Origin of the sequence: Butyricicoccus sp. AF35-5AC (assembly GCF_003477715.1) — a bacterium.
GTDB classification, from domain to species: Bacteria; Bacillota; Clostridia; order Oscillospirales; family Butyricicoccaceae; genus Agathobaculum; species Agathobaculum butyriciproducens.
Window position 1 is genome coordinate 173,828 of sequence record NZ_QUDX01000001.1, and the last position, 24,773, is coordinate 198,600.

Annotated in this window: 25 protein-coding genes, 1 tRNA gene and 1 riboswitch; of the genes, 18 read left to right on the forward strand and 8 right to left on the reverse strand. The window is 56.3% G+C overall.

The window, feature by feature from the left end:
• Nucleotides 1–28: 28 nt before the first annotated feature.
• On the forward strand, nt 29–2,662 hold the full coding sequence (gene ppdK, locus DWZ82_RS00790) for a pyruvate, phosphate dikinase (RefSeq protein WP_118478090.1): 2,634 nt from the start codon (nt 29–31) through the stop codon (nt 2,660–2,662).
• A 286-nt stretch (nt 2,663–2,948) separates the two neighbouring features.
• On the opposite strand, the gene DWZ82_RS00795 is transcribed toward ppdK, so the two are convergent.
• The 4 genes from DWZ82_RS00795 to sigK form a co-directional block, all read right to left on the reverse strand.
• On the reverse strand, nt 2,949–4,691 hold the full coding sequence (locus DWZ82_RS00795; protein WP_118478092.1) for a 1-deoxy-D-xylulose-5-phosphate synthase: 1,743 nt from the start codon (nt 4,689–4,691) through the stop codon (nt 2,949–2,951).
• A gap of 285 nt (nt 4,692–4,976) precedes the next feature.
• A complete protein-coding gene (locus tag DWZ82_RS15310) occupies nt 4,977–5,441 on the reverse strand; it encodes a zinc ribbon domain-containing protein (RefSeq protein WP_199667344.1) in 465 nt (154 codons plus the stop codon).
• 123 nt (nt 5,442–5,564) lie between these two features.
• A tRNA-Gln gene (locus DWZ82_RS00805) sits at nt 5,565–5,638 on the reverse strand.
• 133 nt (nt 5,639–5,771) lie between these two features.
• Nucleotides 5,772–6,479, reverse strand: coding sequence for an RNA polymerase sporulation sigma factor SigK (sigK, locus tag DWZ82_RS00810; protein WP_110435350.1), 708 nt, complete (start codon nt 6,477–6,479; stop codon nt 5,772–5,774).
• 345 nt (nt 6,480–6,824) lie between these two features.
• Between sigK and yajC the strand changes: the two genes are divergently transcribed.
• From yajC to DWZ82_RS00865, 11 genes are all read left to right on the forward strand, one after another.
• Nucleotides 6,825–7,178, forward strand: a complete 354-nt coding sequence (gene yajC / locus DWZ82_RS00815) for a preprotein translocase subunit YajC (protein WP_242988051.1) — start codon at nt 6,825–6,827, stop codon at nt 7,176–7,178.
• A 60-nt stretch (nt 7,179–7,238) separates the two neighbouring features.
• On the forward strand, nt 7,239–7,655 hold the full coding sequence (locus DWZ82_RS00820; RefSeq protein WP_117751058.1) for a TIGR04086 family membrane protein: 417 nt from the start codon (nt 7,239–7,241) through the stop codon (nt 7,653–7,655).
• Between the two features lie 12 nt (nt 7,656–7,667).
• Nucleotides 7,668–7,811, forward strand: a complete 144-nt coding sequence (gene scfA / locus DWZ82_RS00825) for a six-cysteine ranthipeptide SCIFF (protein WP_110435348.1) — start codon at nt 7,668–7,670, stop codon at nt 7,809–7,811.
• Between the two features lie 70 nt (nt 7,812–7,881).
• Nucleotides 7,882–9,261 (forward strand): thioether cross-link-forming SCIFF peptide maturase, encoded by a 1,380-nt coding sequence (gene scfB / locus DWZ82_RS00830; RefSeq protein ID WP_118478094.1) that lies wholly within the window; start codon nt 7,882–7,884, stop codon nt 9,259–9,261.
• A gap of 98 nt (nt 9,262–9,359) precedes the next feature.
• Nucleotides 9,360–9,854 (forward strand): NAD(P)-binding domain-containing protein, encoded by a 495-nt coding sequence (locus DWZ82_RS00835; protein WP_118478096.1) that lies wholly within the window; start codon nt 9,360–9,362, stop codon nt 9,852–9,854.
• A 71-nt stretch (nt 9,855–9,925) separates the two neighbouring features.
• On the forward strand, nt 9,926–10,459 hold the full coding sequence (locus tag DWZ82_RS00840) for a hypothetical protein (RefSeq protein ID WP_118478098.1): 534 nt from the start codon (nt 9,926–9,928) through the stop codon (nt 10,457–10,459).
• Nucleotides 10,460–10,797: 338 nt separating this feature from the next.
• Nucleotides 10,798–11,262, forward strand: a complete 465-nt coding sequence (locus tag DWZ82_RS00845; protein ID WP_118359970.1) for a MarR family winged helix-turn-helix transcriptional regulator — start codon at nt 10,798–10,800, stop codon at nt 11,260–11,262.
• Nucleotides 11,255–12,205, forward strand: a complete 951-nt coding sequence (locus DWZ82_RS00850; RefSeq protein WP_110435343.1) for an AEC family transporter — start codon at nt 11,255–11,257, stop codon at nt 12,203–12,205. The genes DWZ82_RS00845 and DWZ82_RS00850 overlap by 8 nt, the downstream gene beginning before the upstream one ends.
• Before the next feature lie 710 nt (nt 12,206–12,915).
• Nucleotides 12,916–14,322 carry a MocR-like pyridoxine biosynthesis transcription factor PdxR gene (gene pdxR / locus DWZ82_RS00855; protein ID WP_118478100.1) on the forward strand — a complete coding sequence of 469 codons (1,407 nt, stop codon included), beginning with the start codon at nt 12,916–12,918 and terminating at the stop codon, nt 14,320–14,322.
• 87 nt (nt 14,323–14,409) lie between these two features.
• Complete coding sequence (locus tag DWZ82_RS00860; RefSeq protein ID WP_118478102.1) at nt 14,410–14,910, forward strand: RNA polymerase sigma factor; 501 nt, start codon at nt 14,410–14,412, stop codon at nt 14,908–14,910.
• Entirely contained in the window at nt 14,876–15,916 is a 1,041-nt protein-coding gene (locus DWZ82_RS00865; RefSeq protein ID WP_118478104.1) for a hypothetical protein, read from the forward strand. The genes DWZ82_RS00860 and DWZ82_RS00865 overlap by 35 nt, the downstream gene beginning before the upstream one ends.
• A gap of 34 nt (nt 15,917–15,950) precedes the next feature.
• Here DWZ82_RS00865 and dinB read toward each other — a convergent pair whose 3' ends face one another.
• Complete coding sequence (dinB, locus tag DWZ82_RS00870; RefSeq protein WP_118478106.1) at nt 15,951–17,165, reverse strand: DNA polymerase IV; 1,215 nt, start codon at nt 17,163–17,165, stop codon at nt 15,951–15,953.
• A gap of 98 nt (nt 17,166–17,263) precedes the next feature.
• Nucleotides 17,264–17,366: riboswitch (TPP riboswitch) on the forward strand.
• A 72-nt stretch (nt 17,367–17,438) separates the two neighbouring features.
• Here dinB and thiS point away from each other — a divergent pair.
• Both thiS and thiF read left to right on the forward strand, forming a co-directional pair.
• On the forward strand, nt 17,439–17,633 hold the full coding sequence (gene thiS, locus DWZ82_RS00875; RefSeq protein WP_199667346.1) for a sulfur carrier protein ThiS: 195 nt from the start codon (nt 17,439–17,441) through the stop codon (nt 17,631–17,633).
• A 206-nt stretch (nt 17,634–17,839) separates the two neighbouring features.
• Nucleotides 17,840–18,475, forward strand: a complete 636-nt coding sequence (thiF, locus tag DWZ82_RS00880) for a sulfur carrier protein ThiS adenylyltransferase ThiF (RefSeq protein WP_117751049.1) — start codon at nt 17,840–17,842, stop codon at nt 18,473–18,475.
• Between the two features lie 47 nt (nt 18,476–18,522).
• On the opposite strand, the gene mscL is transcribed toward thiF, so the two are convergent.
• Complete coding sequence (mscL, locus tag DWZ82_RS00885) at nt 18,523–18,936, reverse strand: large conductance mechanosensitive channel protein MscL (RefSeq protein ID WP_118478110.1); 414 nt, start codon at nt 18,934–18,936, stop codon at nt 18,523–18,525.
• Nucleotides 18,937–19,014: 78 nt separating this feature from the next.
• Between mscL and DWZ82_RS00890 the strand changes: the two genes are divergently transcribed.
• The 3 genes from DWZ82_RS00890 (at nt 19,015) to thiC (ending at nt 22,857) form a co-directional block, all read left to right on the forward strand.
• Nucleotides 19,015–19,779, forward strand: coding sequence for a thiazole synthase (locus DWZ82_RS00890; protein WP_118478112.1), 765 nt, complete (start codon nt 19,015–19,017; stop codon nt 19,777–19,779).
• A 211-nt stretch (nt 19,780–19,990) separates the two neighbouring features.
• Complete coding sequence (gene thiH, locus DWZ82_RS00895; RefSeq protein WP_442861201.1) at nt 19,991–21,181, forward strand: 2-iminoacetate synthase ThiH; 1,191 nt, start codon at nt 19,991–19,993, stop codon at nt 21,179–21,181.
• 353 nt (nt 21,182–21,534) lie between these two features.
• Nucleotides 21,535–22,857, forward strand: coding sequence for a phosphomethylpyrimidine synthase ThiC (thiC, locus tag DWZ82_RS00900; protein WP_118478114.1), 1,323 nt, complete (start codon nt 21,535–21,537; stop codon nt 22,855–22,857).
• Between the two features lie 241 nt (nt 22,858–23,098).
• Here thiC and DWZ82_RS00905 read toward each other — a convergent pair whose 3' ends face one another.
• Both DWZ82_RS00905 and DWZ82_RS00910 read right to left on the reverse strand, forming a co-directional pair.
• Nucleotides 23,099–23,416, reverse strand: coding sequence for an RNA polymerase sigma factor (locus DWZ82_RS00905; protein ID WP_110435333.1), 318 nt, complete (start codon nt 23,414–23,416; stop codon nt 23,099–23,101).
• Entirely contained in the window at nt 23,394–23,636 is a 243-nt protein-coding gene (locus DWZ82_RS00910) for a hypothetical protein (protein ID WP_118359956.1), read from the reverse strand. The genes DWZ82_RS00905 and DWZ82_RS00910 overlap by 23 nt, the downstream gene beginning before the upstream one ends.
• 156 nt (nt 23,637–23,792) lie before the next feature.
• On the opposite strand from DWZ82_RS00910, the gene spoIID reads away from it, so the two are divergent.
• Entirely contained in the window at nt 23,793–24,752 is a 960-nt protein-coding gene (spoIID, locus tag DWZ82_RS00915) for a stage II sporulation protein D (RefSeq protein ID WP_118478116.1), read from the forward strand.
• Nucleotides 24,753–24,773: the final 21 nt, after the last annotated feature.

A 24,773-nucleotide genomic window follows, 5' to 3' on the forward strand; every position in this document is an offset into this window, starting at 1 on the left:
CATCAATCGAAACGGAGGAAATACCCAAATGAAAAAGTATGTTTACATGTTCCCGGAGGGCAACGGAAAAATGCGTGAGCTGCTTGGCGGCAAGGGTGCCAATCTGGCTGAAATGACCGGACTGGGCATGCCTGTGCCGCAGGGTTTCACCATCACCACCGAGGCCTGCACCCGTTATTATGAGGACGGCAAGACTATTTATCCGGATATTCAGGATCAGATTCTGGAGTACCTCGATAAGCTCGAAAAGACCACCGGCAAGACTCTCGGCGATCCCGAGCGCCCGCTGCTCGTATCCGTTCGCTCGGGTGCGCGCGCATCCATGCCCGGCATGATGGATACCATCCTTAACCTCGGCATGAACGACGAGATCTGCGAAGCAGTTGCCAAGCTGACCAATAACCCGCGTTTCGCACGCGATTCCTACCGCCGTTTCATTCAGATGTTCTCTGACGTTGTTATGGAGCTGCCTAAGTCCACCTTCGAGCAGTTTATCGACCAGGTAAAGGACAAAAAGGGCGTTAAGATGGATAATGAACTGGACGCGGACGATATGTCCGAGCTGATCGTTCTGTTCAAGGATCACTACAAGAAGTCCCTCGGCGAAGATTTCCCGCAGGACCCGAAGAAGCAGCTGATGGAGGCTGTCCGCGCGGTATTCCGCTCGTGGGATAATCCGCGTGCGAACACCTACCGCCGTATGAACGACATCCCGCACAGCTGGGGCACTGCTGTAAACGTACAGTCCATGGTATTCGGCAATATGGGCGAGACCTCGGGCACCGGCGTAGCCTTCACCCGCAACCCGGCCACCGGCGAAAAGAAGCTGTACGGCGAGTTCCTGATGAATGCACAGGGCGAGGACGTTGTAGCCGGCATCCGCACCCCGCAGCCGATCTCTGCGCTGGCAGATACCATGCCGGAGGTTTATCAGCAGTTTGTTGACATTTCCAGCCGTCTTGAGAAGCATTACGGCGATATGCAGGATATGGAGTTCACCATCGAAAACGGCAAGCTCTACATGCTGCAGACCCGTAACGGCAAGCGCACCGCACAGGCAGCGCTCAAGGTAGCGGTTGATCTGGTGGACGAAGGCGTCTGCACCAAGGAGCAGGCGGTTATGAAGGTCGAGGCAAAGCAGCTTGACGCACTTCTGCACCCGACGTTCGATCCGGCAGCTCTCAAGGCAGCTACGCCGATCACCACCGGTCTGCCGGCATCGCCCGGTGCAGCCTGCGGCGCGGTTTACTTCACCGCAGATGATGCAGCTAAGGCCCACAAGACCGGCATCAAGGCTGTCCTTGTCCGTCAGGAGACCTCTCCGGAGGATATCGACGGCATGGCCGTATCCGAAGGCATCATGACCGCCCGCGGCGGCATGACCTCGCACGCAGCCGTAGTAGCCCGCGGCATGGGCACCTGCTGTGTAGCAGGCGTAAACGGCATCAAGGTTTCCGAAGAGGATAAGACCCTGACCTTTGCCGACGGCACGGTAGTGCACGAGGGTGACGTTATTTCGCTCGACGGCTCCACCGGCAACGTATACCTCGGCGCGATCGCAACGCAGGAGGCTGAGCTGACCGGCGACTTCGGCCGCTTCATGGGCTGGGCTGACGAGATTCGCACCCTGCACGTTCGCACCAACGGCGATACCCCGCGTGATGCAACGCAGGCCCGCAAGTTCGGCGCAGAAGGCATCGGCCTCTGCCGTACCGAGCATATGTTCTTCGAGCCGGCCCGCATCAAGGCGGTTCGTGAGATGATTATTTCCGATACGCTCGAGCAGCGCAAGGCGGCTCTGGCCAAGATCCTGCCTATGCAGCGCGGCGACTTTGAGGCAATTTACCGCGCGATGGGCGGCCTGCCGGTTACCATCCGTCTGCTTGACCCGCCGCTTCATGAGTTCCTCCCGCACGAGGATGACGAGATCAAGGAGCTGGCCGATGAGATGGGCGTATCCTTCGACAAGCTCAAGGGCAAGGTAGAAAGCCTGCACGAGTTCAACCCGATGCTGGGTACCCGCGGCTGCCGTCTGGACGTTCTCTATCCGGAGATCGCCGAGATGCAGACCGAGGCTATCGTATCCGCAGCTATCAACGTCTGGAAGGAAGACGACCTGCATATCACGCCGGAGATCATGGTTCCGCTGGTATCCGAGGTCAATGAGCTGCGCTTTGTAAAGAAGGTTATCAAGGCTAAGGCTGACGAGCTGATCGAGCAGTCCGGTCTGAAGATGAAGTATATGGTCGGCACGATGATCGAGACGCCGCGTGCCGCAGTCACCGCAGGCGATGTGGCCAAGGAAGCGGAGTTCTTCTCCTTCGGCACCAACGACCTCACCCAGATGACCTACGGCTTCTCCCGTGATGACGTGGGCCGCATTCTGGAGACTTACTTCGACAAGAAGATCCTCGAGTCCGATCCGTTCGCTCGTCTGGACCAGAACGGCGTAGGCCGCTTGATCCGCTTCGCTGTTGCAGAAGGCAAGCGCACCCGTCCGGACATCAAGCTCGGCATCTGCGGCGAGCACGGCGGCGACCTGTCCTCCGTCGAGTTCTGCCACAATGTTGGTCTGAATTACGTTTCCTGCTCGCCGTTCCGCGTGCCGATCGCACGTCTGGCAGCGGCACAGGCTCGCGTAAAGGAGCTTGGACTGGCATAAACCTCCCCAAACTTGACATACAGCGCGAAAGGCTTCGGAGCATTGCTCCGAAGCCTTTCACGTTTGGGCTGTCGCGGAACCACGGTTCCGCCGACAAGCAGGAACGGACCGTGAGCCGTTCCAAAGTCGTCCGAAAGTTCCTATTCAGAAACTTTCTCCCTCCAGATGTAAAAAAACCGAACGCTATCCTTGCGCGGCTTTTTTTGGCCGCGCTGCGTGGCGCATGTCCTCGGTTTTCTTGCATTTGCAGAGCAAATGCTATTTTATGCGCGCTTACGCGCGATTTTTAGAGAACCTTCTCCACATCCTCCGCAATCTGTTCTGCGGTGAGGTGATTGTCCTTCAGTACCTCGTCTGCGTCATAGCGGTCGAGGAACTCCTTCTTGAGACCAAAGTTCAGTACCTTCATGTCAGAGTCACCGTAGAAACGCGCAATCTTCTCACCGAAGCCGCCGTCCTCGAGGGTGATGACCACATCGTGCTCCGCCTTGAGGCTCTCGAGCAGGTCAGTATCCACGCCGGTGATATAGTACGGGTTGATAAGGGTCGGCTGTACGCCGGTCTTTTTCTTGATGAGCGCCGCCGCCTGCTCGCCGAGCGGGTAGAACGAACCCAGACCGATTACGGCAACCTGGGTACCTTTCTCTTTAACCTCGTAGGTGTTCAGCCTGCCGAAGTCCTTGGTAACAGCCTTTCCGTCCGAAACCAGTGCGCCGCCCGGCATGCGGATAACGACCGGGTGCTCGTTCTGCTCAATGCTCCAGTCGAGCATCGCCAGATATTCTTCCTTGGTAGTCGGCGCCAGATAAACCAGATTGGGGATGTTCGCCAGCATCGGAATGTCGTACAGACCGAGATGCGTTACATCGTTCATGCCGTAAACCGAGCCCCACGCAACGGTAATGGTAGCTGCGTTGCTGTTGATGCACAGGTCCTGCGAAATCTGGTCATAAGCGCGCTGAATGAACGTGCTGTACACGCCGTAGACCGGCTTGCCGCCGTTTGCTGCGATACCGGACGCCAGTGCAACCGCGTTCTCCTCGGCAATGCCTACGTCGATGAACTGCCTGCCTGCCTTCTTACGCATCACCTCGGTGAAGCCGAGCACGGTCGGCGTACCCGAGGTGATCATGCACACAGACGGGTCATCCTGCATCTTCTTCATCATAAAGTCGAGCGTAATGCTCTCATAGCACTCGCCGCTCATGTCCATCAGCGGCTCGCCGGTCTCCGGATGGAACGGCGCACAGTAGTGCCATGCCTCCTTGTGCTGCTCGGCAGGCGCGTAGCCCTTGCCCTTCTGGGTGACGATATGCACAATAACCGGCTGCCTGCTGTCCTTTACGGCCTTAAATACCTCGATCAGCGAAGCAATATCGTTGCCGTCGGCTACAAAGCGGTAATCCAGACCCATCGCACGGAACAGGTTGCACTCGGCCTTGCCGCCCGTCTCGCGCAGCAGGCGCAGGTTCTGATACAGACCGCCATGATTCTCCGCGATGGACATATCGTTGTCGTTGACGAGGATGATCAGGTTGCCGTCCAGTTCTGCCGCATAGTTGAGTGCTTCGAGCGCTTCGCCGCCGCTGAGCGAACCGTCGCCGATGATAGCGACCACGTTGCCGTCCTCACCCTTGAGGTCGCGGCCCTTGGCCAGACCGCAGGCCAGACTGACCGAGGTGGAGGTGTGGCCGATGGTGAAATGGTCGTGCTCGCTCTCGTGCGGGTTGCTGTAGCCGGAAACGTCGTCGTAGTGCTCCTCGTAGAGAAAAGCGTCCTTGCGGCCGGTCAGCATCTTGTGCGGATAGGACTGGTGGGAAACGTCGAATACAAACTTGTCCTTCGGGGACTCGAAGACATAGTGCAGTGCGATGGTTGCCTCTACCATACCGAAATTCGGGCCGAAATGGCCGCCGTGACGGCTCAGCTTGGTCAGCAGTGCATCACGTATTTCGGACGCAAGCACGGTCATCTGCTTAATGTTCAGCTTCTTCACGTCAGCGGGACCGTTGATGTTCTCGATATACATAGTTTTCCTCCTGAATATTTTTTCTAGACTCACTCTATCACTTGGAGTGTGCTCCAAGTCAAGCGGTTTTACGAAAAATTATGCAAAAATAAAAGCACCTGATCCCAGGTGCCCTAAGGCAACACCGCACAATTAAAGCGGCGGTGCTTTGCGGAAATTTTGTGTCCTGACTTTGTTGCAGTTTCACGGTAATACATCAAGTATTACCGCAAAACTGGGCCTCGTCAGTACGCAAAATTTACTCGCAAATCACTCTTGTTCAATTATGCGGTATTGCCTTAATGCTCAAATAGATGCGGAAAACGCTTCTCCATTCACCGTCCAGTGCGCTTTTCCGTCCTGCACATACAGCTCGGCGCCGCCGCGTTTGCAGCCGGCGTTCAGAAAAACAGCTGTGCCGTCCGGATTCAGGCGATAGAGATTGTAGCCGAAGTCCTCGGCAGCGCGGTAACGCGCGGTGTGCCCGAACACAAAGCCGACCATCGTGCCGTCGTCCAGAGAAACATAGTTGGTAAAATCAAAGCCCGCATACGGCGTCGCGCCAAGCTCGGACTGCTTCATCAGACCGCGCTCGCGCTGATAGGCAGGGGACTCGAGATAAGCCATACTGTTCGGATACAGCATCGCGTACGAGGGATATTTTTTGCCGGAGGGGACAGCACCTGCGCCGACCTCACCGACCTTTGTGCCGCAGTTCATGCAGAATTTTGCGCCGTCCGGCAGCTGCGTGCCGCAGTTCATGCAAAACATGGTAATCGCTCCTTTACATATACTTTAGTATATCGGGAGAGAGACCGTCTGTCAAATAGCCGTCACAGGAAAACCACGAAAAGGAAAAAGAAAAACCGTCTTTTCAAAAAAGACGGTTTTCGGTGGCAGCCGAAGAAGGATTCGAACCCTCACAAACAGAGTCAGAGTCTGTCGTGCTACCTTTACACAATTCGGCTATTTGTTAAGTTTTGCTGTCGTTTTGATGACTCATCGCTGACGACTTGTTTAGTATATATCAGAATCCGGGATTCGTCAACCCTTTTTTCGAAAAAAATTAAAAATTTTTTCGGAAGGGGACAACCGTCGCTTTTACGGCGGCCGTCCCTCGCGTTCGAGAGCCTCCCGCAGCTTTTCGAGCGCACGCTTTTCAATGCGCGAAACATAGCTGCGCGAAATACCCAGCCGTGCGGCAATCTCACGCTGCGGCAGGGGAGATGCCAGACCGATGCCGTACCGCAGGCGGATGATCTCGCGTTCCCGCGGAGAGAGACAGCCTGCCAGCGCGCGGTGCATGGCATGGTATCGGTCCTGCTCTTCAACGGCAGAAAGACCGCTGTCCTCGCAGCAGATGATATCCTGCAGGGCAAGCGCATTGCCGTCGCCGTCCGATTCGAGCGTGTCCGAGAGCGAAAGCTCGCCCGCACTCTTGCGCTTCTGCCGGAAATACATCAGCAGCTCGTTCTGGATACATTTGGAGGCGTATGTCGCCAAGCGGATATTTTTATCCGCCTTAAAGGTGTTCACGGCTTTAATCAGCCCTATCGTGCCGATGGACAGCAGATCGTCCTGCTCCGTACTTACGGCGTAATACTTTTTCACAATATGTGCTACCAGTCTGAGATTGTGCTCGATCAGCTTTTCCCGTGCCTCGGCGTCCCCGTCCTGCTGCATGCGGCGCAGCAGAACCGCCTCCTCATCGGGCGTGAGCGGCTTGGGAAACGACCCGTCCGCGCCCTGTACACGCAGCACAAAGAAGAAAAATGCGCCGCCGAGCGCAAATAAAGCAGGGAAAAGCATGGTCAGCACCTCGTTTCGATAAGATACTGCTATTTTATGCTGCGAATAGCTTGAGTAGCACAAATAAAGAGGCAGTACCGCATAATACAGCAAGGGCGATTTACGAGTAAATTTTGCGCACTGATTAGGCGCGGTTTCGCAGCAATACGTTGTGTATTGCAAGAAATTGCGGCAGCGCGGATGGAACTCGCGCAAGGAATCGAGGCCGATATCAGGATACAAAATTTCCGTAAAGCGCCGCAGCTGAATTATGTGGTATTGCCTCCAAAAAGGACTTGTAATTTGACAGAATATCCAGTATAATATAGTGAGTATTTACAGCAAATTGCATAGGGAGGTGTAACCATGGTTATGGCATTGGACAAAATGCCGGCTCTGTCGGATTATGGCGCGATCATCGCGCAGTTTTTGCCGTTTGTAGTTCTGATCGTCGTATTCTACTTTTTCCTGATCCGTCCGCAGCGCAAGCGCGACAAACAGGAGCGCGATATGCGTAACTCCATCGAGATCGGTGATGAGATTTCCACCATCGGTGGTTTTATCGGCCGCGTAGTCAGCATCAAGGACGACGTTCTGGTCATCGAGTCTTCGAGCGACCGCACGAAGCTCAAGATTTACCGCTGGGCGATCCGCGGTAAGGAGGCTCCGGCGACCGAGACGGTCGAGGCGCCCAAGGAAGCAAAGAAGGACGCAAAGTAATAACCCCATTTCTTGCCGAATAGCATGACATATAAATAAAATTCGGCGGGAGGCTATGAAATGATGAGAAAAACCAATGAGGGTCAGTCACCGGTCGGTATCCTTTTACCGTCGGTGCTTGCCGGATTGCTCGGTACTCTGCTGCTGATGCTGCTCGGTGCGGTGCTCGTTCACCGCGGCACATTGGCAGAGGGTGCAATAGCGCCTTGTGCGCTGGTGTTCCTTGCACTCGGCAGTGCGCTTGCCGCACTGGTCGCTGCAAAGCGCGCAGGCGAAAAACAGTTTTACTGGTCGCTCGGCGCAGGTTTTGCGGTTTTTCTGATCCTGCTGATCGTTGCGGTGCTGCCGCTCGGTCAATCCATTCATTTTGTACGCACGGTGATCAGCCTGCTCTGCTCGTTGATCGCCTCGGCACTGGGCGGTTACGCCGGTGCCAATATGCGGAAAAAGAAGCGTTACAGCCACATCAAAAAATAGGAGGGAAATCAAATGAAGCATATTTCTACCCTGACTTCTGCAACTCTGAAGCAGACTGCAGCACACGGCGGCTGCGGCGAGTGCCAGACTTCCTGCCAGTCCGCATGCAAGACCTCTTGCACCGTGGCAAACCAGAAGTGCGAGCACGCAAAGTAATCACGCTTAAAAGGAATATGCAAGGCGCGCCTGCGGGTGCGCCTTGTTCCTGTATATCGGAGGAAAATAAATGATTCATCGTTATCAGAAAAAAGGGCTGAATTTCGTGCTCGATGTCAATTCGGGCGCGGTACATCTGCTTGATGATATCAGCTATGCAGTGTCCGGACTGCTGGATGAAAACATGGGTGATACCTGTCCGCAGAGCATCATTGACGCCCTGCCGGACTACACTGCGGACGAGATCCGCGAGGCATATGACGAGCTGTACGAGCTGAAAAAGGCCGGTCAGCTGTTCGCGCAGGATGACTACATCGACGTAAGCCGCTACATTCCGGTGAATGCACCGGTTAAGGCTCTGTGCCTGCACGTAGCGCACGACTGCAACCTGCGCTGCAAGTACTGCTTCGCATCCACCGGCGACTTTGGTCAGGGCCGCAAGATCATGCCGCCCGAGATCGCCAAGAAGGCCATCGACTTTGTTATCGCGCGTTCCGGTGTGCGTCACAACATCGAGGTCGATTTCTTCGGCGGCGAGCCGCTCATGGCGTGGGATACCGTTACCCAGACGGTCGATTATGCCCGCAGCCTGGAGGAGAAGTATAACAAGAAGTTCCGCTTTACCATCACTACCAACGGTCTGCTGCTCGATGAGGACAAGCGCAAGTACATCAACGAGAACATGGACAACTGCGTGCTGTCGCTCGACGGTCGCCGTGAGGTCAACGACGAGTTCCGCAAGACGGTAGCCGGTACGGGCAGCTATGACACCATCGTGCCCAAGTTCAAGGCGCTGGTGGACGAGCGCGACCCGAACCTCGATTACTACGCACGCGGTACGTTCACCTCGCACAACCTCGATTTTGCCGAGGATGTGCTGAGCATTGCAGATGCAGGTTTTGACCGTCTGTCCGTTGAGCCGGTAACGGCAGACCCGGGCTGCGGCTACGACTTGACCGAGGACGATCTGCCGAAGATTGAGGCCGAGTACGACCGTCTGACCGATATCATGCTCGAGCGTAAGAAGGAAGGCAAGCCGTTTACCTTCTTCCACTTCATGGTCGATCTGGATCAGGGTCCGTGCGTTGTCAAGCGTCTGCGCGGCTGCGGTGCAGGCTACGAGTATGTGGCCGTAACGCCGGACGGCGACATCTATCCCTGCCACCAGTTTGTCGGCAAGGATGAGTTCAAGCAGGGCAGTGTGCTCGACCAGTCCTTCAATATGGACATCGCGCAGAAGTTTGCCGGCATGAACATCTATTCTCGTCCGAAGTGCCAGAAGTGCTGGGCAAAGTTTTACTGCTCGGGTGGCTGCTCGGCAGCAAACTACAACATGAACCACGACATGAACGACTCCTACGACCTCGGCTGCGAGATGGAACGTAAGCGTCTGGAATGTGCAATTTACCTAAAGGCAATGGATAAAATTTGTGCAAATCAGTCGAAGTGATGAATTGCAAAAAGAATATGTAAAATCCGTTGCGAAACGGGCTGTTTGTGCGTATAATTGCTCTTGTATTTGTACTGCCCTGTGAAGGAGATGATATTATGCCGCAGAATGTACTGGTTTCCGTGCTTGGTGAAGGTGAATATCTTCAGAAGCTGATCCGCGCCATCCTGGAGAAGGAGGTCATACCGCAGCGCAATCTGTTCCTGTCCGCGAAGAATGCGGCGGCCTGCAAGGCTGCAGAGGGCTACGACGAGGTTCGTATCTGCGAGGACGAACTTGCTGCCGTGATCAAGAGTGAGATCGTGCTGCTCACCGCTTCCAAGCGTGAAATGCCGACCGAGCTTGCCAAGATTTCCAGCAGTTCGCAAAAGCGCGTGGTAGTTTCCGTGTGCGACAGCGAAAAGGTGGATCTTGCGTACCTGGCTGACCGCATCGCCGCTGCAACCGAGTTGATCGCGGCCGTGCTGCACCGTGACGAGGAAGGCAAGCTGTATGCAACCTACGAGATCAACAAAAAGGCACGCCCGTTCCTGCGCCAGCCCTGCAAGGACATGGTGGACGCGATGTGCGAGATGATCAACGAGGAAGGCTAAGTCCGTCTGTTGTTCTAAAAAGATAAAACCGGGAATATGCTGTTCTATGACTTTTCCAAGGGGGAAGACGTATGAACAAACAGCATATTCTCGGTTTTTTTGACGATTTGGTGCGGACGCCGGTGTTCCTGTTCCTGTGTGCGATGTTCCTGTGCGGTGCAGCGGCGGGCGGTCTGACCGGTCTGCGGGCCGGCGAAGGGGACGGCGCGGCAGTGCTTTCCGGTCTGCTGGCTGAATTGCCCGCGCATGTGGTGCAGAGCACGCTGTGCGCGCTCATCTGGGTGCTGCTGCCGCTCGTGTGCGCATTTTTGCGCCCGAGAGAGCTGCTGCTGAGTGCGGTTGCCGCGGCACGCGGCTTCGTACTTGCCATGACCGTCGCGGTCAGCGTGGGAGAAGGAAGCGTCCTCATCATCGGAGCGGCCGGCGTACCCGCCGTGCTGAGCGTCTCCGCGCTGCTTGCCGCATGCTCTATGGTCTGGCAGGGCGGTGAAGCCACCGGACGGTATTCGCTTCGAACGTGCAGGATGCCGTATTTCCTGTGTATTACGCTCGCCGTGCTGAGCGCCCTCCTGAGGGCCGCGATAGCGGCACTGTGCAATGTGTAAGTCTGTATAAAAATGCACAAATGCACAGTGAAATGATGCAGAATTGAAAATGCCCTATCCTTGCGCAAGTTTCGTTTGTGCTGCGTATGTGACGGTTTCATTTGTTCATTATCAATGGTGCCAATCCGATAGACGGCGGGGTGAGGGCGGGCTGCCCTCACCCCGCCGTTTTCCAAACCGATTCACGACCACGTCGATTTTCCATTCTTCATTATTTAGCTCGAAAAATCCTATATCCATTGACGCAATCATTCGATTGCGCCTTTTTTGTTGCAAGCTCGACAATTTTATGCTAATATTTAGTTAGATTAACGAACTAACGGAGGGACAGCACGAACATGGAAGACGCAGAGCAGCTCAATTCCTTTCTGGTCGATGTGTTCGGCCGGATCAACAAAATCGAAGAACGTGCTATGGCCGGCGGACTGGGCAGCGCGGTGTCCATCACCGAAATCCATATCATCGAGAAGATCGGTGACAGGGAACCTGTGCGTATGAGCGAGGTTGCCAGGTCAATCGGCGTAACACTGGCCACGCTGACTGTTGCGTGCGACAAGCTGGTCTCCAAGGGACTGGTGCGCCGCGTGCGCAGCCAGGAGGACCGCCGCGTCGTCAATATCATGCTCACCGACAAGGGCAGAGCCGCCTACGAGTACCACAAGGACTTTCACGAGCGCATGATCGCGTCTTTGGTGGACACGCTCTCACCCGAGCAGACCGCGCTTTTAGCGCAGAGCTTGGAGAAACTGCAGGACTTCTTCCGCCACGAGGAAGCAGCTGTGGAGGGAGAAACCAATGGATAACCTGATATTCTGTCTGAATGCCACCGTGCCGATTTTTGCGATCATCGTGCTTGGCCGCTGGCTGCGCAGCAAAAACTTTTTCACCAAGCAGACGCTGACCGACATCGACCGTCTGTCGTTCAAGGTGCTGCTGCCGATCCTGCTGTTCCGCGATATCGCGCAGGGACGCATCACCGAGCAGTTCGACCCCGTGTTTTTCTTTTTCTGCGCGGGTGCGACGACGGTGTATTTTTTTGCCGTCTGGATCGGCGCGTCCCTCTTTCTCAAGGATAAGAGCATGGTTGGCGCGTTCACACAGGGCGCTTTCCGCGGCTCACAGGCGATTCTGGGCGTGGCCTTTGTGCAGAATCTGTACGGAAATGCCGGTCTTGTGCCGCTGATGATCGTGGCGAGTGTGCCGCTGTACAACATCTTTTCGGTGCTGGTGCTGACTGTCACCGCGCCGGACGCACAGCAGGCGGACCACCGCGGTCTGGTCGGCAAAACGCTGCGCGGCATCATCACCAACCCGATCATACTGGGTATTTTCGCGGGTCTGCCGTTCTCGCTCCTGGCAATCGACTTTCCGCCGATGCTGGACAAAGGTCTGTCCATGCTGGGCAACTGCGCAACGCCTATGGCGCTGCTGAGCATCGGCGCGGGCTTTGAGGGCGCAAAGGCTATCAAAAAGCTCGGCCCGACCTGTGCAGCCGTGTTTATCAAGCTGGTGCTGCTGAGTGCTATCTTTCTGCCGATGGGCGTGGCGCTCGGCTTCCGCGAGCAGACACTGGTGGCCATCGTCATCCTGTGCGGTGCGCCGAGCACAGCGTCCGGTTATGTTATGGCGAAAAATATGGGCGGTGATCATGTGCTGTCATCGTCGATTATTGTGCTCAGCACGGCGTTGAGTGCGGTTACGCTGACATTGACGCTGTTCATTCTGCGTTCGATGGCGCTTATTTAACGTAAGGTTTTCGCCTTTGAGGCGAGGGGAACGCCGGCGGTTTCCCCGGCGGTTTCGCCGGGGAAACCAAAAGGGTAGACACCTGCGGTTTCTACCCTCTTGGGACTCCCGTTTCCCTTTGGGAGAGCACGGCGAAATTTGCAGAGCTGAGACTATGGGGGAACGGCCGTACTGTTCATCTTCCGTAGGGGCGGCCAATGGCCGCCCATTTCTCAACCGCAGATGCTCAAGCTGTTTTCTGACTGCTACACAGATCGGCGGCTCTACGCTGGGTGCGGCATAACAGTGCCGCACGAATCGTTAGTCTGGAGATTGTAGACAGCACCTGCGAATATAGACACTTGGTAACATTTATCTTCGTAGGTGCCGTCTGTGATAACACGCTAACGAATTGCGCGACACGGGTATGTCGCGCCTGCTGGAAGTAGCCGGTCTGTGTAGCAGTAAGCTATCCGGGAACTGCGAATATTTTACGAAACAAACGCAAGAGTAACCCGACTGCCGTACCCCTATTTTCGCAGCGGTCGCCGGTCTCTGGTCTGCGCCAGACTATGACAGGAAACGGGTGATTCACAAGAGGGTAGAAACCTTGGTGTCTACCCTCTTGTGCGCCCGCGCGGCGTCAGCGCAGATTTCGTTCGCTTCGCAAGCGATAACTCATAAAATCAGCACAGATTTTGCAAAAGACGCAAAGAAAGGAGCATCCGGCCATGCTGACTTACCATCTCAAACCGTACGACCAACAGCCGCTCTACGAGCAGCTCTACCACGCTGTCCGCGCGGACATCATGTCCGGCGCCTTGCCCGGCGGCACGCGCCTGCCGAGCAAACGCCAGCTGGCGGCCAATCTGCGCGTCAGCCAGATCACCGTGGAAACCGCTTACGGTCAGCTTGCCGCCGAAGGCTACATCGCCTCTGCGCCAAGGCGCGGCTACTTTGTGCAGGAGCAGCTTGCCGTGCCAGTCTCCGAGCCGCAGGAGCCATTTACACCGCCTTTGTCGCCGATTTTCGCCTCTGAGGAGACCTATCCTTACGATTTTCGCACGGATTTTGTCGATAACGGCTGCTTTCCGTTCTCCACATGGGCGCGGCTGTCGCGCAGTGTGCTGAGCGAATACTCGAGTGCACTGCTCCGTGCGACCGACCCATGTGGCGCGGCGGAACTTCGAGAGGAGATCGTGCGCTACCTGCACGACTTCCGCGGCATCAATGTCTCGCCGGACAACATCCTCATCGGCGCAGGCTCGGAGTATCTGATGCACCTTGTCATTCAGCTGCTCGGCCGCGACCGTGTGTACGCGCTCGAGAACCCCGGCTACCGCAAGCTGTATCAGATTTTCGCAGTGAACGGTGTGACCGTGCGTCCGACACCGCTGGACAAGCACGGTCTGCGTGCTGACGCGCTGGCCGCGAGTGACGCATCGGTGGTATACCTTACGCCGTCGCACCATTTCCCGCTGGGCACGGTTATGACGGCTGCCCGCCGACTGGAAATCCTCCGCTGGGCGTCGGAAGCCCCCGACCGCTACATCATCGAGGATGACTACGACAGCGAATTCCGCTATGCCTCACGCCCGATTCCGGCGTTAGGCGAGCTGGATCGGACAGGCCGTGTCGTGTACGTCAACACCTTCGCGAAAAGCCTTGCCCCCGGACTGCGCATCGGCTATCTGGTGCTGCCGAATGCGTTGATGGCGCGTTATCGTGAACGGTTTTCGCGGTACTCGTCTACCGTGCCGAGCTTTGACCAGCACACGCTGGCGGCCTTTATGCACACCGGCGGCTTTGAGCGGCACATCAGCCGCAGCCGCAAGGTCTATCAGGCACGCCGCGACGCGCTCATGGCTGCGCTTGATCGCGAGCTGGCCGACCTGCCGCATGAGGTCTCGCGCTCGGAAGCCGGTCTGCACCTGCTGCTGCACATGCGAAACGGCATGCTCGAGCACGAACTTATTGAGCGCGCAAAGACGGTCGGCGTGCGCGTTTACCCGCTTTCGGCGTACTATACGCCGCCGGTCAAGCCGCCGCGAGCAACACTCGTGCTCGGCTATGCCGGTCTGACCGAACAGCAGATCGACGAGGCGGCAAAGCTGCTCAAGCAAGCGTGGACAAAATAAATGCAACCCGAAGTGCGATAAATTTCTGCGAAAATTTGTAGCACTTCGGGTTTTTATTTCGTATTACCGGTGAAAGGAGGATGGAGCATGACCGCAAAAACACCCGAACAACTCGTCAGCGTCTACGGCGACATGGTATACCGATTGGCGTATGCGCAGACGCGCAGCCGTCACGACGCGGACGATATTTTTCAGGAGGTCTTTCTCCAGACCGTGCGTAAAAAGCCGGTTTTCGACAGCGAGGAGCACGAAAAGGCATGGCTGCTGCGGGTGACGCTCAACTGCCTGAAAAGCCACTGGCGCATGGCATGGCGGCGGCATGACACACCGCTCGATGACTGCATTCCGTTTCCCGAGCCGGAGGACAGCGCACTGGATGAAGCCCTGCGGCGGCTGACGCCCAAGTACCGCACGGCAGTGCATTTATTCTACTGCGAGGGCTACACCGCAGAGGAGATTGCGCGCATGAGCGGGGAAAAACCGTCCGCGATACGCACACGGCTGACACGCGCACGGGCACAGCTGCGCGAATTGATGAAAGGAGAACTAGACGATGGATTTTCACAAGCAGTACCGCGACATGAATGAGAATATCACGCCGAGCGACACACTGGTGCAGCAGACGATCGCCAAAATGGAGAGCGGCAGGCCGCACAGAGCGCGAAAACCGCTCAAGATCATCCTTGCGGTTGCGGCGGCACTGGCCTGCGTGAGCACCGCCGTAGCCGCCAATCAGGAGGCGGTTCTGCGGGTGCTGTACCAAATCGCGCCCGGCATGGCGGAGTACCTGCAGCCGGTCGGGCAGGTCTGTGAGGACCGGGGCGTCAAGCTGGAGGTCGTTTCGGCGGACGTGGAAGGCAGCACGGCAAAGGTTTATTTGTCGCTGACCGACACCACCGGCAGCGTGTTCGGCGATGCCGCGCCGGATCTGTATGACAGCTGGCATTTGGATTATCCGCGCTGGGGCAGAGCTGCACCGCTGTCCTGCGGCTGCTCGACGGTTGACTACGACCCAAGTACCCACACGGCAACGTATTTTCTTCAAATTGACGATTTGGGAGGAGATATTCCGGCAGGCGCGTTCGAGTTTTCGTTTAATAAGCTGCTGATTGGCAAAGTGGAACAGGAAGGCGTTCCGGTAACGGCGGATTTGTCCGCTGTGCCGCAGAATGCACCGACCGAGAACCACGATATCAACGGTCTGAGTGCGTCGGATATCTCGCTGTACGAAACCATGCACGACTATGATTTTCTTGTTCCGCAGGGCACTTTGTGGCAGAGTGAGAATGGGGTATGCGCACTGATTGCTGCCGGATGGCGAAATGGAGAACTGCATTTGCATTATCGCACAGATGGTTCGCTGACGCTGGATAATCACGCAGATTTTTCGACCTTGCACCTTGCGGACGGCACGGAACGGATGTGCGATTACACGGTAACCTACAAGGATTTTGACAACGATACCGACTACACCGAGTACGTTTTCCCGATGGCATACGAGGATGTTGCCGGCTGTACACTTACCGGTGATATCTACACCGCAAGCGACCTGATGGACGGCAACTGGGCGGTATCCTTCCGGCTGACGCAGTAACGCAAAAATGAGGACATATCCGGCAGATATGTCCTCATTTTTTATCCGTTTTATCCTTTTTCTTCACCGAATGCGCGAACATGACTGATTTATCACCGAATTTCTGCCGCAGTGCGTCAACCGTCTGGTCGAGCTTATGCTGACGGTCGCGCTTCTGGATATCCTCGGCGGCGTCAAACAGCGAAAGCTGCTCGCACGACTGATTTTCCGGCAGCAGATTGGCTGCCGTGACCGAGAGCAGGCGCACCGGCTTGTCCATCGGCCAATGTCCGAGCAGCAGCTGCATGGACAGGTCGATGAGCGCACGCGTGGAATTGGTCGGCCGCTCAAGCGTTATTTGACGTGAGCGGTTGTGAAATTCCGGGTCGCGGATGCCGAGCTGCACGGTCTGGCACACCATGCCACGTTTTCGCAAACGTCTGCCGACATTGTCGCACAGCGCCGTGATGCCCATGCGGCATTCGTCCGCGCCGAGCAGATTGTGTGCGAACGTCATGCTGTTGCCGACCGATTTGACTTCTCGTTCCGCGTAAAACGAGCGCACCGGCTCATCGTCCTCACCTCTGGCGTAACGCAGCAGAAGATCGCCGTTTTTGCCCAGAATGCTGTGGATAAATGCCGGATCGCAGGCCGCCAGCTCGCCGATCGTGCGCACGCCCAGTCGATTCAGCCGGTCGCTGGCGCGTTTGCCGACATACAGGAGTGTGTTCGCGGGCAAGGTCCACACGCGCTGCTTAAAATTTTCGCGCGAAAAGACCGTCGTGCCGTCCGGCTTTTTGTAATCGCTGCCGAGCTTGGCGAACGCGCGGTTGAACGACACGCCGACCGAGATGGTCAGTCCGACCTCCTCGCGCATGCGGCGGCGCAGCTCGTCCGCAATATGCTCGCCGGAGCCGAACAGGTGCATCGAGCCGGTGACATCAAGGAAGGATTCGTCAATGCCGAACGGATCGACAAGATCGGTGTACTGCAGGTACAGCTCGTTGCATTTGCGCGAAAACTTCACATATTCGCTCCGATGCGGTGCTACCAGCCGTAAATCCGGGCATTTCCGTTTCGCCTGCCAGATGGTCTCGGCAGTTTGTACGCCGAAGGCTTTGGCCTTCTCGTTCTTGGCGAGAATGATGCCGTGGCGGCTCTCCGGATCACCGCAGACGGCGGTCGGTCCGTCGGCAAGCGACGGGTCGAGCAGCGTTTCCACACTCGCGAAAAACGAGTTGCAGTCGCAGTGCAGAATGGTTCGGTCCATCGGTCATCATCTCCTCTCGAACGAATGTTTGCATCGTATAACTGCATTATATCCGAAAAAAATGTGCTTGACAAGTGGGAGAATGAGGTGCATACTGTATTTGCAAGCAAGGGTGCCGTGATGAGCGGCTGAGAGGGCGAGAGCCTAACCTTTTGAACCTGTTGGTTAGCACCATCGTAGGGAAGCTGTCGCATACACTTGAAATTTTAATGCTCCGGTTTTACCGCATGGTGAGACCGGAGCATTTTTTCTTGCGGAAAAGAGGATATTTGCATGAAAGTAAACGGTAAAGAACGTGCCGTTCCCGCAGAGGGCACGGTTCTGGCGCTGCTGAAGGAGCTGGGTCACGACCCGCAGCGTGTAGCTGTCGAGAAGAACGGCACCATCATTCCGCGTGCGCAGTTCGCGGAAGAGCAGCTGACCGATGCCGACCATCTGGAAGTCGTATGCTTTGTGGGCGGCGGCTGATACCGCTTCGCGCCAAACTGCAGTTTGGTGCAAGAGGGGACATGTTGCGTAAAACGCGGATATGTCCCAAAGAAATTTGCGCGCTGCGAGCGGTACACAAATTTCTTACTGGTGTGAAAACCGAGATACATGCTCCCGGTTTTCATGGAAATTGCAATGCAATTTCCGATTAAATGCACGCTGCGCGTGATTACAGGAGAATTCCCATGATTTTAACCAAAGAACAACTGCATGACGCACTGGTGGAACGCCACGGCGCGGATATTCAGGCTAAGCTGGACAAGGCGTGTGTCGGCATTGCGGGTCTGGGCGGGCTTGGCTCCAACCTTGCGATTTTTCTGGCGCGGCTGGGTGTCGGTCATCTCATCCTCGTGGATTTCGATGTGGTGGACATCACCAACCTCAACCGACAGCATTACACGATGAAAGATCTCGGCATTCCGAAAACGCTCGCACTTGTCGAGCAGCTGGAGGCCATCAATCCCTATCTCACCTACGAGACCTACACCGAGCGGGTCGTTCCGTCCAACGTGGAGCGGCTGTTCTCCGGCTGTGATGTGGTCGTGGAGGCGTTCGACAAGCCGGATCAGAAGGCTATGCTGCTCGAGAATCTGCTTACCAGACTGCCGGAAAAGCCGGTCGTATCGGGCAGCGGCATGGCAGGCTACGGCTCGGCGAACCTGATCAAGACCGAAAAACGCTTTGGCCATGTGTACCTCTGCGGCGACGGTACAAGCGATGTAGCCGACGGTCTCGGTCTGATGGCGCCGCGCGTAGCGGTCTGCTCGGCACACGAGGGAACCATGGTGCTGCGTCTGCTTATCGGAGAAACAGAACCGTAAATAGAAAATGGAGAACAGAAGCCGCAGCTTTCATTCTCCGCTCTCCATTATTCTTTCGGCTGATCGGAACCGCAGTGTGCACATTTGACAGCTTTGATTGGAATCTCGCTGCAGCAGAACGGGCAGACCTTGGTGGTCGGCTCTGCGGGTGCTTCCGGCTTTTTGCCGAGCGCAGTCAGCTTATTGACCGCTTTGAGCAGACAGAGCAGCACGAACGCCATGATCAAAAAGTTGATGATCGAGGTGATGAATGCACCGTACTTCAGCTCGACGCCGCCAATCTTGAGCACGAACGCGCTCAGGTCGGTGCTCCCGGCCGCACCGAGGATCGGGTTGATGATATTTTCGGTCAGCGAGGTGACGATGCTGGTGAACGCACCGCCGATGATAACACCGATCGCCATGTCCATCACGTTGCCGCGCAGCGCGAAGGCTTTGAATTCTTCGATAAACTTTTTCACTTTTACGTTCCCCTTTCTTATTTATACTATCAGTTTATACGTTTCCCTTAAATGGGTCAAGAAAAAGGAGTTTTTCACATGAAAGATACACTTGTAATCGGCGGACACGAGTTCAAGTCCCGCTTTATCCTTGGTTCCGGCAAGTATTCGCTCGACCTGATCAACGCTGCTGTGCAGAATGCAGGCGCACAGATCATCACGCTGGCGCTGCGCCGCGCAAATGAGGGCGGCACGGCTAACATCCTCGACTATATTCCGGAAGGCGTAACGCTGCTGCCGAACACCTCGGGTGCCCGCAATGCCGACGAGGCAGTTCGCATTGCGCGTCTGTCGCGTGCGTGCGGCTGCGGCGATTTCGTCAAGATCGAAATCATGCGCGACAGCAAGTACCTGCTGCCGGACAATCAGGAGACTATCCGCGCGACCGAGATTCTCGCAAACGAAGGCTTTGTTGTCATGCCGTATATGTATCCCGATCTGAACGTTGCGCGTGATCTGGTCAACGCGGGCGCGGCCTCCATCATGCCGCTGGCGGCTCCCATCGGCACGAACAAGGGTCTTGCCACCCGCGAGTTCATCAAAATCCTGATCGACGAAATCGACCTGCCGATCATTGTAGACGCAGGCATCGGCCGTCCGTCGCAGGCTTGCGAGGCAATGGAAATGGGTGCGGCAGCCATCATGGCAAACACCGCGATTGCCACCGCAGGCGATATTCCGGCGATGGCTGAGGCGTTCAAGCAGGCGATTGAGGCAGGCCGCACGGCGTACCTTGCCGGTCTGGGCCGCGTCCGTGAGACGGCGTCGGCATCCTCTCCGCTGACCGGTTTCCTGCAGGATTAAAGTTCTCGATTGAAACCACGCTTTCAATCGAAAAAGGATATGCCGGGCAAAGCCCGGACATATCCGGCAAGAAAATTTGCGCGTCGTTACACGGCACACAAATTTTCTTCCTTGTATAAAAACGCAGGTACACGCCCCGCGTTTTTATGAAAATTGCGCCGCAATTTTCGATTAAATGCGCGCTTTGCGCGAAAACAGAAAGGTATTTGTCATGGAAAACGAAAAAACGGAGATCATCTCCGCAAAATATATCACTGAACAAACCAATCACATGGAGTACCAGCCGGGTATGGACAACATCGGCTCCGAGGTGCAGGACGAGGTCATTTCCCGCATGAACGCCTATGACGCGGATGCCTATACGGCGGCTGACGTATTGCGTGCGCTTCGCAAGGACGTTCTCTCGCCGGAGGACTTCGGCGCACTGCTGTCTCCCGCGGCGCTGCCGTTCCTTGAGCAGATGGCGCAGCGCGCACAGGCCGAAACGCGCAAGCATTTCGGCAACTCGGTGCAGATGTTCACCCCGCTGTACATCGCCAATTACTGCGAAAATTACTGCATTTACTGCGGTTTCAACTGTCACAACAAGATTCGCCGTGCCAAGCTGGATATAGACGAGATCGAACAGGAGCTGAAGGCCATCGCGGAGACCGGTCTGCAGGAAATCCTCATTCTGACCGGTGAGAGCCGTGCCATGTCGCCGGTATCCTACATCGGTGAGGCCGTTAAGCTGGCGCGCAAGTATTTCCGTGTCATCGGCATCGAGATTTATCCGCTCAACGTGGATGAGTACGCTTATCTGCATGAGTGCGGTGTGGACTACGTTACCGTATTTCAGGAGACCTATGACGACCAGAAGTACAAAACCCTGCACCTCGGCGGTCACAAGCGCATTTTCCCGTACCGCCTGAACGCACAGGAGCGTGCACTGATGGGCGGCATGCGCGGTGTCGGCTTTGCGGCGCTGCTCGGTCTGTCCGACTTCCGCAAGGATGCGTTTGCGACCGGTCTGCACGCGTATCTGCTGCAGCGCAAGTATCCGCACGCAGAGATTGCTTTCTCGTGTCCGCGCCTGCGCCCGATCATCAATAACGATAAGATTAATCCGAAGGACGTACACGAGCCGCAGCTGCTGCAGGTCGTCTGCGCCTACCGCATCTTCATGCCGTTCGCGTCCATCACTATCTCGACCCGCGAGCGGGCGGGCTTCCGCGATAATATCATCGGCATCGCCGCCACCAAGATTTCCGCAGGTGTAGACGTCGGTATCGGCGGTCACTCCGGCGAGGATAAGGGCGATGAGCAGTTCGAGATTTCGGACGGCCGCTCGGTCGATGAGGTATATCAGGCGATCTGCGATCACGGTTTACAGCCGGTTATGGCAGATTACTTATACGTTTAATACATTTCTGCTGTATTTTGCCGAAGGCAAAACAAGCAGAACAGGCGCACCGCAGTGTGCCGCATAAAATTCCCTAAGAAAGTCGGGGCGTGTACCTGACTTTCTTACCATTGCCCGCGCCGCCGCGGCGCGGCCTTGTTTGCTGTGCAAACGAGAGAGGGATATCCGGACAAGTTTCCCTGGAAACTTGTTCGGTATCTAAGGGGGACGGAGTCCCCCTTAGAACAAGGCTTGTCAGCCGCCGAAGTGCGGCAATCTGCTGAGGACAGAGCGCACCGCATGCCACTGCAGATTTATATGAAAACCGCACTCCGGAAGCAATAAATTTTATTCCGAAGGAGTATCAGTAAGCCATGAGAAATTATGCAACGCAGATGGATGCCGCAAAGCGCGGTATCGTCACGCCGGAGATCGAAACGGTCGCCAAAAAGGAAAACCGTCCGGTCGAGTTCATCATGGAACGAGTCGCAAAGGGTACGATTGCGATTCCGGCGAACATCAATCACAAAAGCCTGTCCGCAGAGGCGGTCGGCGACGGCACCCGCGTAAAGATCAATGTCAATCTCGGCATTTCGGGTGACTGCAAGGACTACGAGATGGAGCTGCGCAAGGTGCGCATGGCCGTTGACATGGGCGCGGAGTCCATCATGGACCTGTCCAACTACGGCAAGACCAACACCTTCCGCAAGCAGCTGATCGACATGTCGCCGGCGATGATCGGCACCGTGCCGATGTACGACGCGATCGGGTATCTGGAAAAGGACCTGCTCGAGATCACCGCACAGGATTTCCTCAAGGTTGTTGAGGCGCACGCCAAGGAGGGTGTGGACTTCATGACCATTCATGCGGGTATCAATCGCTGTGCGGTCGAAGCCTTTATACGTGAGGGCCGCAAAATGAATATCGTCTCCCGCGGCGGCTCGCTGCTGTTCGCGTGGATGAAGATGACCGGCAATGAGAATCCGTTCTTCGAGTATTACGACGAGGTGCTGGACATTCTCCGCCGCTACGACGTTACCATTTCGCTGGGTGACGCACTGCGTCCGGGCTGCATTGATGATGCGTCCGACGCGGGTCAGATCAGCGAGCTGATCGAGCTGGGCAATCTTGCACAGCGTGCGTGGGCGAAGGACGTGCAGGTTATGATCGAGGGCCCCGGCCATATGGCGATGAACGAGATTGCGGCCAATATGCAGATGGAAAAGCGCCTTTGCCATGGAGCGCCTTTCTATGTCCTCGGGCCGCTCGTTACCGACATTGCACCGGGTTACGACCATATCACCTCGGCCATCGGCGGCGCCATCGCCGCACAGGCCGGCGCGAACTTCCTGTGCTACGTTACACCGGCGGAGCACCTGCGCCTGCCGGATGAAAATGACGTGCGCGAGGGCATCGTTGCCAGCAAGATCGCGGCCCATGCCGCCGATATCGCACTCGGTTTGCCCGGTGCACGTGACCGCGATAACGCAATGGCGGACGCGCGTCATAAGCTGGACTGGCCCGCGCAGTTCGCGCTGGCACTCGACCCGGAAAAGGCCGAGCGCTTCTATAATCAGGTTCCGCCGACCGAGCGTCATACTTGCTCGATGTGTGGTAAAATGTGCGCCGTGCGTACCACAAATATGATTCTTGAGGGCAAAGAAGTCAAATTCTGCTCGGAAAAGGGCGCATGCTGATGCTTCGGAATGAAAAAGAGCGGTCGGGAGACCGCTCTTTTTTGAAGCTGTCGAAAAACTAACGTTTTTCGAGCCGCCTCTCGATCAAAACCACGCTTTCGGTCGAATTCTGAAGAAAAATCGCGCCTTGCAGGCAGGATTCCGTTTGCTTCGCAAGTGTTCGATCTCGATTCGGCAATCAAACAAACAAAACCGGCACATAAGGAGAAAAACCTCTGTATGTGCCGGTTTTCGCTTGCAGCTAAGAAAAATACTGATGTCTCAGCTCCAGATTGTACGCAAGCAGCGTCCGCAGCCGCTTTTTGCCGCGGGAGCAGTGCCGCGATACCGCCGATGGACTGATCCCGAGCCGTTCGGCGCACTGCTTGCAGGATAATCCCTCCACCTCGATCATCCACAGCACCTCGTACTGCCGCGGTGTCAGCTGCTCGCGCATGGCCCGGAAGAAGGCCGTGCGGAATGCCTGCCGGAAGCCGCGGTCGTCCTCCGCGAGCAGACCGAGATACTGCCGGTAGGCCAGCCGTGTCGCTGTGTGCTCAGACAGCGCGACAGTCCGCATGCGCGTCACCTTCTTCGCTGTGGTCGTGGTAGTGCTCCATCAGGAATACGGTCTGACGGCTCTCGTTGATCAGCGTCTGTAGGAATTTTGCACGCTGCTTGAGCCGGTAGCGCACCTCCGGCTGACGCGTACGCTTCTGTGCCGCCTGAAGCTGCTTGATACGCAGCTCCAGCAGAGCGACATTTACACGGTATTCCTGCGCCATCTCACACAATTTCATGGCGGCCCCTCCTTACGATATACGAACAAATGTTCGATTCTTTATGTCCCTTATAATACAACATAAAGTATGAGTTGTCAATGAAAAACTATATTTTGTGTTATATTCCTAAAATTCGCATCATACACTGTGGTAGAGAGGGAAGGAGGAGATACCATGCACAGACTGCTGCTGACCGGTGTCGGGCTGGTGCTGGTGCTGTATTTGCTGCCGGTATTTTACCCATCGGAAACGGACAAGACAGAGCCGCAGACACCCTCAGAAAGCGTCACAGCGGCAGCGACAGGCGGTTCGGACATCACGGTTCTGGTGAACGGAAAGGCGCAGGAAATGCCGCTGGAGACCTATGTGGAAGGCGTGACGGCGGCAGAGATTGCGGACGATTTTCCGGTTGAAGCCATCCGCGCACAGGCAGTCGCAGCGCGGACGTACGCGGTGTATAAGCAGTCGAGAGGACGGCCGGCAGAGCATCCGGATGCGGACGTCTGCGACGATTACAGCCATTGTGCGGCATACCAGCCGGACGCGGTCAAGACGTTCAGTGTCGGCTATTCGCGGATACGCAAGGCCGTCAAGGACACGGCAGGGCAGATCCTGACCTGCGACGGTGCACCGATTGCGGCTGTGTTCCACTGCGTCAGCGGTCCGAAGACCGAGTCTGCCGCCGATGTCTGGGGCGAGGATATTCCGTATCTGCAGAGCGTGGTCAGTCCGGGCGGCACGCAGTACGCCGGATACGAGAGCGCGGTGACACTAACGGCGGATGCGTTCCGCGAAAAGGTCGCGCAGACTCTGCCCAAAGCGGATGTGAGCGGCAAGCCCGACCGCTGGTTTGCGTCCTCGGTGCGCTCGGCGGCTGGCGGCGTGAAAACCGTGAAGCTCGGCGGCGTGACCGTCGAGGGAACCGCAGTGCGGGCGCTGTTTGGCCTGCAGTCCACGAATTTTACCATCACAACCACCGAGGACAGTATTACGTTTCACACCATCGGATACGGACACGGTGTTGGTCTGTCGCAGTACGGTGCGAAATATATGGCGGAGCAGGGATATGATTATACCGAGATACTTGCGCATTACTACCCGAATACAGAGTTGAGATTGGAGAGTGGAGAGTGAAGAGAATGGAAAATGGGAAGA

Bases quoted from the DNA above. Each gene is read 5' to 3' on its own strand.
- thiC (WP_118478114.1), top strand. From the start codon at position 21,535: ATGAGAAATTATGCAACGCAGATGGATGCCGCAAAGCGCGGTATCGTC.
- spoIID (WP_118478116.1), top strand. From the start codon at position 23,793: ATGCACAGACTGCTGCTGACCGGTGTCGGGCTGGTGCTGGTGCTGTAT.
- scfA (WP_110435348.1), top strand. From the start codon at position 7,668: ATGAAGCATATTTCTACCCTGACTTCTGCAACTCTGAAGCAGACTGCA.
- DWZ82_RS00820 (WP_117751058.1), top strand. From the start codon at position 7,239: ATGATGAGAAAAACCAATGAGGGTCAGTCACCGGTCGGTATCCTTTTA.
- ppdK (WP_118478090.1), top strand. From the start codon at position 29: ATGAAAAAGTATGTTTACATGTTCCCGGAGGGCAACGGAAAAATGCGT.
- scfB (WP_118478094.1), top strand. From the start codon at position 7,882: ATGATTCATCGTTATCAGAAAAAAGGGCTGAATTTCGTGCTCGATGTC.
- sigK (WP_110435350.1), bottom strand. From the start codon at position 6,479: ATGCTTTTCCCTGCTTTATTTGCGCTCGGCGGCGCATTTTTCTTCTTT.
- pdxR (WP_118478100.1), top strand. From the start codon at position 12,916: ATGCTGACTTACCATCTCAAACCGTACGACCAACAGCCGCTCTACGAG.
- thiH (WP_442861201.1), top strand. From the start codon at position 19,991: ATGGAAAACGAAAAAACGGAGATCATCTCCGCAAAATATATCACTGAA.
- DWZ82_RS00905 (WP_110435333.1), bottom strand. From the start codon at position 23,416: ATGCGGACTGTCGCGCTGTCTGAGCACACAGCGACACGGCTGGCCTAC.
- DWZ82_RS00860 (WP_118478102.1), top strand. From the start codon at position 14,410: ATGACCGCAAAAACACCCGAACAACTCGTCAGCGTCTACGGCGACATG.
- DWZ82_RS15310 (WP_199667344.1), bottom strand. From the start codon at position 5,441: ATGTTTTGCATGAACTGCGGCACGCAGCTGCCGGACGGCGCAAAATTC.
- DWZ82_RS00865 (WP_118478104.1), top strand. From the start codon at position 14,876: ATGGATTTTCACAAGCAGTACCGCGACATGAATGAGAATATCACGCCG.
- DWZ82_RS00835 (WP_118478096.1), top strand. From the start codon at position 9,360: ATGCCGCAGAATGTACTGGTTTCCGTGCTTGGTGAAGGTGAATATCTT.
- DWZ82_RS00845 (WP_118359970.1), top strand. From the start codon at position 10,798: ATGGAAGACGCAGAGCAGCTCAATTCCTTTCTGGTCGATGTGTTCGGC.
- DWZ82_RS00795 (WP_118478092.1), bottom strand. From the start codon at position 4,691: ATGTATATCGAGAACATCAACGGTCCCGCTGACGTGAAGAAGCTGAAC.
- DWZ82_RS00890 (WP_118478112.1), top strand. From the start codon at position 19,015: ATGAAAGATACACTTGTAATCGGCGGACACGAGTTCAAGTCCCGCTTT.
- DWZ82_RS00840 (WP_118478098.1), top strand. From the start codon at position 9,926: ATGAACAAACAGCATATTCTCGGTTTTTTTGACGATTTGGTGCGGACG.
- thiF (WP_117751049.1), top strand. From the start codon at position 17,840: ATGATTTTAACCAAAGAACAACTGCATGACGCACTGGTGGAACGCCAC.
- thiS (WP_199667346.1), top strand. From the start codon at position 17,439: ATGAAAGTAAACGGTAAAGAACGTGCCGTTCCCGCAGAGGGCACGGTT.
- DWZ82_RS00850 (WP_110435343.1), top strand. From the start codon at position 11,255: ATGGATAACCTGATATTCTGTCTGAATGCCACCGTGCCGATTTTTGCG.
- dinB (WP_118478106.1), bottom strand. From the start codon at position 17,165: ATGGACCGAACCATTCTGCACTGCGACTGCAACTCGTTTTTCGCGAGT.
- yajC (WP_242988051.1), top strand. From the start codon at position 6,825: ATGGTTATGGCATTGGACAAAATGCCGGCTCTGTCGGATTATGGCGCG.
- DWZ82_RS00910 (WP_118359956.1), bottom strand. From the start codon at position 23,636: ATGAAATTGTGTGAGATGGCGCAGGAATACCGTGTAAATGTCGCTCTG.